The sequence below is a fragment of the Chlamydia caviae GPIC genome (assembly GCF_000007605.1).
In the GTDB taxonomy this organism is placed as follows: Bacteria; Chlamydiota; Chlamydiia; order Chlamydiales; family Chlamydiaceae; genus Chlamydia; species Chlamydia caviae.
Window position 1 is genome coordinate 175621 of the sequence record NC_003361.3, and the last position, 10719, is coordinate 186339.

Genomic DNA, 10719 nt, shown 5'->3' on the forward strand with positions numbered 1-10719 from the left:
CCTTAAGAGTTTTGCTTAGGAGTGTCTTTGAGGTGGAGAAGGAGGAGACCCCGTCACCTTAGATAAGGTTTTTGACAGCATTGTTGTTGTATTTCTTGCAGCTTCAAGTAACTGTTTACCTTGTGTGGATTCTGTATCTGCACTATCCAAGGCTTCTTGCAATCTTGCGCCTTTTTCAAATAGTGCGATTTTATTAGCAACGCTGCTTAATGTTGCTGTTACATTGGCTGCTGCTCCAGGAATTCCTGAAGGAGACCCTCCCGTTGTAGGAGTCGCTGTTCCTCTAGTTCCTGCTACAGATGTAGAGGTTGCTGTCTCTTGCCGAGGAGCTGGCGAGCTTACCGTAGTGCTTGTCGTAGAAGGTGTCGCAGCTTGTAATAAATTCGATAAGCTATCAGCTACACCTTTAGCAGCTCCATGAAGGTCAGGGGAACCTCCAGGAGTCGTTGTTTCTGCCGTCTGTGCTTTAGGAAGATCGGAGACAGTCGCAGATTGTTGAGGTGCAGAACTGCTAGTAACTACTGAAGCAGGTAAAGGTGCAACGATACCGCCTGATCCCGTGCGCTCTTGGAAAGCTTTGATGAGACTTCCTACGTTTGTCCCTGGGGCACCAACAAGGTTCCCTTGTTGATCAAACGCGTCGTCAAGGTGGGAGCGTAACTGTGGTAAAAGATGCTCCAATCCTTCTGCGCCCTCACCACCTGCAGCACTCATTAAATTGCTGGCTCGTGATTCAGAAGAGGTTCTTGCATTTCCTCCGACGATATTGCCGTCCCCATCAAGGTTAACTTTTTTTGCAACGAATACTCCTTCAGGTTGGGTAGGCTTCGGTGTGTTCCCTGATTCAACAGCTTGAATTACATCGCCGAGATTCTGATTTACAGGAATAGGCTCTCCTTCATTGCTTTCAGGATAAACAACATCTAAATGTTCTCGGACACGGTTTAAGATATTTCCTAGTTCACCGCCATCATCGTCATTACTTCTTTGTACTCCACGTCCACCATCACCTTGATCATTCTTTAACAATACTGTAGGCTTATAAGTCCCATTTTCTGATGTTCTGACAACGGTGCCTAAATCTTGGTTTCCTTCATGATGTACGCCATTTTGATCATAGACAGTATCTAAATGCTCGCGGACGTTGTTCAATATTTGTTGTAAATTAGCAGCCGGCATTCCTGTGATATTGACGCCCCCTTTAGCTGGAGGAGGTGGCCCAGGAGGTAGTGGGGCTGGGGCTAAGTTGTCTACTTCTTCCCCACCACTTTCGTAATGTAAAGTATCTTCGTATTGTGTGCTGGTACTTTGTGTTTCTACATCATCAATATCTGTTTCTGTACTTTCATCTTGAGTGGAGAGGCCGTCAATTTCATCAAAGCCTGCGGTACTATCAACTTCGGACATATCGGGTGTAGGGGAGGTAGTGACAGTAGTCGTCGTTGTCCCTCCAGTAACATTGACGTTAGTGCTAATACCACCTAAGTTAACATTGATAACAGGTGGAGTGTAAGGACCGGGTTGTGGTTGAGCAGGAGCCGCTGTTTCTCTTGAGAATGCTGTTGCGTCTGGTTTAGCAACATTATTCCAATTAATTCCTTTCAAACCACCGACATCACCCCAGATAGGTCCTGAATCACATTTGGTTCCGCGACGCCATACCGAAGGGGTATAGCCGCTGCTAGATTCTTTAGAGTTCCATGGACCATAGAGCACAGTAGTTTTAAACTTCATGCTCATAAGTAGGTGATCGTAATGTCCTGTCTCTCCAGTCTGTCCTGCGACGCGTGGTTGAATATTATTGGACCAGTCAGCTTGCATAGATTCATAGCCTACGCAGAATTTCGCAATGCACATTTCTAAATCTTTAACATCAGTGATAGGCTCTTTTGTTTTTCCGTTAGTTACAGCTATGGACTCTGCTGTGCTCCAATCACCATTTCTTACGAAAATAAAGCTTCCCCTAGCCTCATCCATAAAAACAATATGACCGGCCTTAGTCTGTAATTTTGCTTGTACAGAGGGGGTGGATAGGAATTTGATAATCGAAGCTTTATCTGTGGGATCATATTTAGGAAGGGCCATACTGGGTAGGCCACCAGGACCCTCAGCTCTTTCAGCACCATCGGCAGCTTCTGAACCTCGTAGACCTGCAAGATCTCCTAAATCTACATCACCAGAAGCTTCTTGAGTGCCTCCAGCTTCACCTGTAGCCCCAGCATCTTGAGTTTCTCCCGTAGCCCCAGCATCTTGAGTTTCTCCCGTAGCCCCAGTATCTTGAGTTGAAGATGTCGTTGAAGTGTCGGAAATGCTGCTGTCGCTACTCGATGTGCTGTCAGTTCTTGCTCTTCCTGTTCCAAGAATATGAGTTCCTAATAGACTGGCTGCTGTAGCTGTTGATGCGCTGCCGCCTGTAGTCGGCGCTGTTGTAGATACATCTCTTTGCGTTGTAAAAATCACGGCTCCCGAATCAGATTCTGCCTGAGCTACCGCTTGCTCTGCTGTTGTGTTAACAGTTTGCGCGGTTGTTTCTAAAGCTCCAGTCCCTGTAGTAGATACAACGTGACCCCCAAAGGATGTAGATGTCGTTACTACAGGAGTTGATGTCGTCGTAGTCGTAACATTCGTTGTAGATGGATTATTAATAGGACTAGTCATGATTTAACAACTAAATAAAAAACTCTAATTTAATTAGATTGTAAAACAAACTATTTATTAATATCTCGAGTTTTTGTTCAGTTAATAAACTAACCGCTGTTTTAATAGCTTTTAATTATTGTGAATAAAAGACATTTGTTTCTAAAAAAATGAAAAGTTTGCATGGAAAATAACGTTAGGGAAAGTTAACGTTTCTTTAGGATGATTAGAAAAAGGTGACTAGGAGCTAAGAATGGCAGCAGCAGAAGTTTTTGGTGGTTGTGTGTTACAAGGTTCAGTACGTGTATCTGGAGCTAAAAACTCTACAACTAAGTTACTTGTTGCTTCGCTATTGTCTGATCGCAAATGTATTTTGCGTAATGTTCCTGACATTGGTGATGTACGTTTGACAGTTGAGTTATGTGAATCTTTAGGTTCAATCGTTCATTGGGATAAGCAGGCGGAAGTCATAGAAATTCATACACCTGAGATTCGTATGACTGAGGTGTTGGCACAATTTTCTCGGGTAAATCGTATTCCGATTTTATTGTTAGGAGCTTTACTTGCGCGTTGTCCTGAAGGTGTTGTTGTTCCCTGTGTTGGGGGAGATGCTATTGGAGAGAGAACTCTGAATTTTCATTTTGAGGGTTTAGAGCAGCTTGGAGCACAAGTGGCTTGCGATGGGCAAGGATATCAAGCGGCTGCTCCTAAAGGTCTTGTAGGGGCTTATATCACTCTTCCTTATCCTTCTGTAGGAGCTACAGAGAATTTAATCTTAGCGTCTGTACGTGCGCGGGGAAGAACGATCATTAAGAATGCTGCTTTAGAAGTGGAAATCCTTGATCTTATTTTGTTTTTACAAAAAGCCGGCGTAGAGATCACTACAGATAATGATAGAACTATAGAAATTTTCGGATGTGATGATTTCTATGAGGTAGATCATTGGGTAATTCCTGATAAGATAGAAGCGGCTTCATTTGGTATGGCGGCGGTACTTACCGGCGGGCGTGTTTTTGTAGAAAATGCTGAGCAGGATCTGATGATTCCTTTCCTGAAGACTTTACGCTCTATAGGAGGAGGATTTTCAGTTACAGAAACTGGAATCGAGTTTTTCTATAATGAGCCTTTAAAAGGAGGCGTTGTCTTAGAAACAGATGTGCATCCTGGATTCCTTACGGATTGGCAACAACCGTTTTCCGTTCTCCTTTCTCAGGCAGAAGGGTCGTCGGTAATTCATGAAACCGTTCATGAGAATCGCCTAGGGTATTTGCGAGGGTTACAGCAGATGGGAGCCAGTTGCGAGCTGTTTTATCAATGTTTAAGCTCAAAGGCTTGTCGCTATGCTACAGGAAATTTCCCTCATAGCGCGGTGATTCATGGCGTGACACCTTTAAGATCCTCACACCTTGTTATTCCTGATTTACGTGCAGGATTTGCCTATATCATGGCAGCGCTTATCGCTGAGGGGGGACCGTCGCTAATAGAGAATACTCAGCTATTAGATCGGGGGTATTATAATTGGGTGGAAAAACTCAATTCGCTAGGGGCAAAGATCCATTTACTATCTTTAGATCCCGTCGCTCCCTAATGTTATAATTTGTCTAAAGTTTGTAACCCTAATAAATGCATGCCTGCAGCTAGGGTCTTTTCAACAAGAGCGCAAAGATACAAACGTTCTTTTTGATGGGAGGACCCTTCAATATGACAATCTCTAAAGAAGGCATTAAACTTGTTTGTAAGCATATATAAATAGTCGGTTAGGAAATGCGGGCAGAGATCTTTCAGAGTCAGATCAATGGCTTCTGGGAAGCGCAAGAGCGCTAAAGCTAAAGCTTCTTCGGAAGGTTCTTGAATATTTGGCGTCGCTTCTAGGTCTAATGTTTCAATTCCCAAACGCCGCTTTATTCCTTGAATGCGTACATAAGCATAAAGAAGAAACATCGCAGTGTTCCCTTCAAAACGCAACATCTTCTCAAAAGAAAAGATATAATCACTGACGCGATGAGAAGATAGATCCGCATATTTAATAGCATTAATCCCTAAAATAGGAGCTCGTGAGGAAATTTCTTCATCAGAGATTTCCGGACGGTGTTCTTTTAAGGTGGCTTTTGCTTGATCTATAGCAGTATCTAACAGCTCTTTGAGTTTTATATTCTCTCCGGAACGGGTTTTAAATTTTTTTCCTTCAGAATCAAGAACAAGACCGAAACCCACATGAGAGAAGGTTTCTTTATTAGGCAGGTAGCCTGCAGCTAATGCCGTAGCTTCAAGAAGTTGGAAATGTAGAGATTGTCCCATATCGGTGACAATGATAATTTTATCAGCACCATCGTTGTTTACGCGATAGCGCATAGCAGCTAAATCTGTAGTTGCATAGTTATAGCCCCCATCGCTTTTTTGCACCATTAAAGGGATGGAAAAGCCCTCATGAAAAACGCATTTTGCGTTATCAGAAATCGTAATGAGATTCTTGTTTTCTAAATCTTGAATAATTTCAGGAAGGAAAGGATTGTAGAAAGATTCCCCACGCTTTTCGATAGCAATATCTAAAATATTGTAGATTTTTTGAAAAGCACGCTCAGAAATAGCACAAATTTGCTTCCATAACTTTAAAGCAGAAGGATCTCCAGCTTGTAAAGCAACGACGTTCGTTTGTGAACGTTTTTTAAATTCTGCATCCTCAGCAAAGCGTGCATGCGCTTTTTTATATAATACTGTGAGATCTTCAAGGTTCTCGATATCTTCGGAAGGTTCTTCTTGAAGGTAGGTGATTAACATGCCAAAAGCTGTTCCCCAATCACCAATATGATTCAAGCGTGAAACGTCATTGCCTACAAAAGCAAAAACACGTGCTAAACAATCTCCTATAATTGTAGACCGTAGGTGCCCTACATGCATATCTTTAGCAATATTTGGAGAAGAAAAATCAATAACAACTTTTTTAGGATCCTTAACACGAAATCCTGAAGATAACTCCTCAGAAAATGTTTTTAGACTGTTGTTTAGAAATTCTTTTGAAAATGTAAAATTGATAAAACCTGCGCCAGCAATTTCTATAGAAGTAAAAATCTCTTTAGGAATGTGATTGACAATGGCTTCAGCAATCGCTCTAGGCGCCATCTTTAATGTTCGAGCAAGTTTCATCGCATCATTACATTGATAATGACCAAAATGCTCTTTTGTAGATTGGGTAATGTCAGGAGAAAAAGTGTCGATTTGAGGAAACGCTGATAGAGTGGCTTCTCGACATAGAGAAGATAAATAAGAAAGCAGAGTCATCGTCATTAGGGGACCTCTCCTATACAGCCATTTTCATACCAAGTTTTTAGCTCGGCGATTTTGCTCATAATTCTATCAGTAGCTATTTGATAAGTTTCCTTAGCACTTAGAGTGTCATTATCAATCAAATCATCAAAAGTTAGCGGCGTACCAAAAACACAAGTGACTGTTTTCCAAATTTTAGGGAATTTTTGATGGCGATTGAAAATATCATAAGTCCCTCCAATATAGACAGGAACCACAGGAACGCGAGCTTTAATAGCAATTAAACCAACACCAACCTTTCCGGGAAGCAGATCCCCAGTTGGGCTACGCTCTCCTTCGGGATAAATAATCAGCTTTTTTTTCTTTTTAAAGAGTTCAAAAGCAGCCTTAAATGCTGCAGAATTTCCCCCACCTCTTTTAACAGGATAAGATCCCCATTCTTTATGTAGCCATCCTGTAAATCGGTTGCTGAATAATGTAGAACGTGCCAGGTGATGTAGACAACCACGAACAGATAAGTTTAGCGCTATAGGATCTAAATATGAATTATGATTCGAAGCAATAATCGCTGCGCCTTTGACAAGATTCTTTTTCACTCCATAAACTCTATGTCTATAGAGTAGGGTGAAGACGACTTTGGTAAGGAATTTACAAACTGTAAATATCATGGCAAATTCGGGGAAACTAAAGCTAAAATTTTCTCTAGAACCTGGCTTATTGTCAAATCTGAAGAATCTAATATGATGGCACCTTCAGGGATGATCAAAGGATCATGGAGACGTTGGCTATCGGCTTCATCACGCTTCACAAGCTCAGCATGTAAAGCTTCTTTCGAAAGAGAATTCTCTGGGAGATCTTTTAATCTTCGGGAAGCTCTGACCTCGGCACTTGCTGTAAGAAAGATTTTTACATCAGCATCAGGAAAGACCTTGGAACCCATATCCCTTCCTTCAAAAACACAGTTGCCCAATTCTGCATATTTTCTTTGGAGCTTATGCATAAAAGAACGTACTTCGGGAAGCTGAGAAAGTTTTGAAGCTGCATTGGCGACTTCTTGAGTTCCTAGTTCTGCAGATAAGAGCTGCCCCTCTAGAAAAGCTTCCAAAGGCTGCCCCGAAATAAATGAAAAGGAGAAAGGAGGATTGTCAATAAGCTCTTTGATTGGCAGGGCTTGCCAAGGTTCTTGCAGGTGTGTGTAGGCTAAGGTGCGATACATCGCACCTGTATTGCAATAGTTAAAGTTTAACTCCGTGGCAAGGGCTTTTGCTATTGTACTTTTCCCCGTTCCGGAAGGGCCGTCTATTGTAATAATCATCTGAGAAATATAGATTTTTGGGTAATCAAAAGGAGAATATACACAATAGGAGTAGAAAGTAACAGAGAATCTAAGGTATCTAAGGTACCGCCTACAGCCTTGAGTTGGTTACTATTTTTAATTTTTGCATCCCGTTTGAAAATAGATTCGATAATATCTCCAAAAAATCCACTAATTCCCAGAATCACTCCTAAGGCAATTAAAATACTTGGCATAGTGATATAGTTAGCGAATCTTGCGGGAATTTGTAAAAAGAAGGCGACACTGATTAATGTAGCTCCTAAACATCCTGCAACAAAACCAACAATCGTTTTATGTGGACTGATTTCAGGAGTGATTTTCTTTTGTCCCAGTGCTTTCCCAAAGAAATATCCGAAGATATCTGCTCCTTTTGTTGTGGCAATGAGAAAACATGCCCACCACACACCTAAAAAGGGTTCATCCGTGTGGATAAATCCATAAAGAATGTGTAGAAATAACCGCACAGGAATGCCCACATAAAGCATGGAAAATAAGGTAATTCCTGAGCTTTCCAAAGGACCACATTTATTTTTCCTAGATCTAAAAACATTGATCGTTACCCAAATAAATAAGAAGCTCCAGGGGAGGGTAGAAATAAATTCCGGAAGGACATGACGCCATCGAATCGCAATGAAACTGGTTAAAACAAAGATAAAGGATCCCATAGCACTATATAAACGGAAAGCATAGTGCATCTTCACTCTGGCCATCGTTCCATATTCATAGGTTCCTACAGCACTACAAAGCGCTGTGATAAATCCTAAAGCAAAAGATGTGACAGGAAATAAAGAACTGTAAAGAAGAAGTACTAAGAAAGTGAGAACCAACGAATGTACAACAACTCGTTGAAAAAGATCTCCATAGAAAGGAGTTTTGAACTTATTCAGTTTCAACATGGCTATCTGCCTCCTCGTCGTGATCTGTGTTGGTAAGCTTTAATGGCATCTAGAAAATGATTGGGTTTAAAATCTGGCCATAAAATATCAGTTACGTATAGCTCTGTATACGCTATTTGCCATAAGAGGAAATTACTGACACGCATTTCACCGCCAGTGCGGATTAATAAATCAGGATCCGGCATCTCCGAAGTATCTAAATACAAGCGGATTAACTCTTCAGAAATAGAGTCAGAAGATATTTTTTGCTCTACCAAATCTTGATGGAGTTTTTTAAATGCACGTACCAGTTCATCCTTTCCTCCATAATTAATTGCTAACACAAGATCTCTATGCGAGTTTTGGTGGGTTTTTAAGGAGATTTCAGAAATTTTTTGTTGTAACTGTAAAGGGAGAGCCGATAAGTTCCCTATACAACGTAGGCGAATCTTATTTTCAATAAGATAAGGAAACTGTTCGTCCAGTTGCGAGTGGAAAAGAGAAAAAAGTTCCTCGACTTCTTCGGTTGATCTTAGAAAATTCTCTGTAGAGAAGGCAAAGAGTGTAAGAACCTCAATACCTAAAGAAAAAGCAGATTCAATAATACTAGGAAGAGCTTTAGCTCCGTAGTAATGCCCTGAGGTTTGTTTGAGCGTACATTGTGTTTGATGTTGCTGATGCCAACGGCGATTGCCATCCATAATGATGGCAACATGTCTCGGTAGAGACTGTAGGGATACATTAACTTGATCTTCCTGTTTTAAGGTAAGAGGCATATCTAAATCGTGAGTTGTGGCAATGCGTTGTGACTGGATTTCAAAAACAACAGCTGAACCTCTTCTTGAGCCGAAATAATAGACAAAGAGCTTTATAATTTTCTCGGACTGTAAAGCAATCCAGAGTTAAGTGAATTGGAATCTCCGAGGCATAGTAGAAGAAATATCATATCTTGACAAGTTGACATTCTTCAATGAGAGGAGAATATACAGTATAAAAAGACCTTCTCAGGGCAATAGCAATAAGCTTTTCTGTTTAATGTGATGTATTTCGATTAGCTGGTTCAGCAGTTCGCAATGTTAAGAAAAAATTACTATAATATATTTGTTTCACTGCAGCGTTAGCAAACCAACTGTCAAAATGAACTTTTACACGCCTTTATAAATATATCCTGCTACATTTTTTGATTTTTCTCCAAAACAAAGATAGGGCAATTATCCTGAGCTATCTATGTAAAGAGTCTTCTCAATTATCTAGTTGTAAAAACAATAAAAATTTTTCATAAGAAAGATCCTAGAGGTTTTTTATTTCTTCGATTTGTTATACTTAGTTGCGTTTATAAACTAGTTGTTTTTCAGTCATGAGACTAATACTTCCAACTTATAAGGTTTTTTAAATGAAATTGCCTCGAATGTGTTTTGGATATCTGCCGAAACCCACATTTATGTCTACAAAAGCGAGGGGCAGTGTTCATTATATCCCTACTGCTCGGCATGCGGCTAGAAAGATAGGTTCAGGGCTCTTCTCACTGCTAGGTATGGGAGCTCTTTCCTGCAGTATACTTGCCGCCAGTATGTGTCAGACGTTTCTCCCTTGTATTGGATTGTTAATTCTTGGGATCCTTCTATGTGTCGTTGCCTATCGCCAATACACAAGCGCATGGACACGTATAGAAATCCCAAAATTATGTTATCGGCAACATGTAGTCTCTTCGGTAACCGACCAAGAATACCTCTCTTTGTTGCGGACATGGCGTTTGCTCTCCCCAGGGATGTACTGTCATCAAGAAAATAGAAATATTCAAATTTGCGAAGGGACTAGGGAGAATTTAAAGAAAATTTTAGAAAAAAGATCAGTTAAGAAGAATGGAACGATTTTAATTCAAGAATTGGATTTAGAGGCCATTCGAAATGGTCGGTTAGCAACGGAAACATTGTATCAAGAAGTGTTTCAGCTTCCCCCTATTATGCAAGAGTGTGTTGAAAATTCATTAAGAACCAGCCATTCTAAAGACAGAATAGTCGCCATTCCTTGGAGCGATCTCTCTCCAGGACCATCCCCCCAAGAAGTCCTTTATACACATATTCCTGGATTGCGTCAGGAAGGAGCAGAGTCCTCCCCGCTTTCCGTATATACAGTAGCCTATGTTGAGGCTTTTAAAGCAGCTATAGAAAGAGTCTCTGTTTCACGTCTTGTAAATAAGGCAGGGATATGTCTTTTAGTTTCTCCTTTAGGTGTTGTAAAGGGATTGGATCCAGAGGCGCTACATTCTACAAAACTTCTTTCTAAAATGGCTTTTCTTCAAGCTGCGGAGTTTTTGGCAAGAGAAGCAGTACTTCCCGAGAGTAAATCGAAATTGCCAATAACCATAGCTCTTGTTGATCCCGAAAGTGTTGCTCCGTTGAGATCTATAGATACTAACGTGATGTTTCCAAGTAGAGAATGTTTGTCTTTCTCCGATTTCACCCCATCAAGTTTTTCTTGGTGTCATGTAATTTAATCTGCCTTGAGGATAGTCTGTAAGGGGTAGATTGATTTGTTGTACACGGAAGTTTGGAAGAAATAAAAATTAAAATAAATCGTCCTAGATCATAAATACAATCTTAGGAT

8 protein-coding genes are annotated in these 10719 nt (G+C 40.7%); 2 read left to right on the forward strand and 6 right to left on the reverse strand.

What is annotated here, in order from left to right; translation table 11 throughout:
• Positions 1-15 precede the first annotated feature (15 nt).
• A complete protein-coding gene (tarP, locus tag CCA_RS00890) occupies positions 16-2658 on the reverse strand; it encodes a type III secretion system actin-recruiting effector Tarp (protein ID WP_011006142.1) in 2643 nt (880 codons plus the stop codon).
• Positions 2659-2890: 232 nt separating this feature from the next.
• On the opposite strand from tarP, the gene murA reads away from it, so the two are divergent.
• The gene (murA, locus tag CCA_RS00895) at positions 2891-4225 is read left to right on the forward strand and encodes a UDP-N-acetylglucosamine 1-carboxyvinyltransferase (protein ID WP_011006143.1); all 1335 of its coding nucleotides are present in this window, start codon (positions 2891-2893) and stop codon (positions 4223-4225) included.
• Positions 4226-4227: 2 nt separating this feature from the next.
• Here the strand turns inward: murA and argS are convergent, their stop codons facing one another.
• From argS to CCA_RS00920, 5 genes are read right to left on the reverse strand one after another with little or no spacing between them, the layout of a single operon-like run.
• On the reverse strand, positions 4228-5916 hold the full coding sequence (argS, locus tag CCA_RS00900; RefSeq protein WP_041462239.1) for an arginine--tRNA ligase: 1689 nt from the start codon (positions 5914-5916) through the stop codon (positions 4228-4230).
• 5 nt (positions 5917-5921) lie between these two features.
• Positions 5922-6569 carry a lysophospholipid acyltransferase family protein gene (locus tag CCA_RS00905; protein ID WP_011006145.1) on the reverse strand — a complete coding sequence of 216 codons (648 nt, stop codon included), beginning with the start codon at positions 6567-6569 and terminating at the stop codon, positions 5922-5924.
• Positions 6566-7216, reverse strand: coding sequence for a (d)CMP kinase (cmk, locus tag CCA_RS00910; RefSeq protein WP_011006146.1), 651 nt, complete (start codon positions 7214-7216; stop codon positions 6566-6568). The genes CCA_RS00905 and cmk overlap by 4 nt, the downstream gene beginning before the upstream one ends.
• Positions 7213-8133, reverse strand: coding sequence for a phosphatidate cytidylyltransferase (locus CCA_RS00915; protein ID WP_011006147.1), 921 nt, complete (start codon positions 8131-8133; stop codon positions 7213-7215). The genes cmk and CCA_RS00915 overlap by 4 nt, the downstream gene beginning before the upstream one ends.
• Positions 8134-8135: 2 nt before the next feature.
• Positions 8136-8888: an isoprenyl transferase gene (locus tag CCA_RS00920; protein ID WP_011006148.1), complete on the reverse strand. Its 753-nt coding sequence runs from the start codon at positions 8886-8888 to the stop codon at positions 8136-8138.
• Between the two features lie 617 nt (positions 8889-9505).
• Between CCA_RS00920 and CCA_RS00925 the strand changes: the two genes are divergently transcribed.
• A complete protein-coding gene (locus CCA_RS00925) occupies positions 9506-10609 on the forward strand; it encodes a hypothetical protein (protein ID WP_011006149.1) in 1104 nt (367 codons plus the stop codon).
• The last annotated feature ends 110 nt before the right edge of the window (positions 10610-10719 follow it).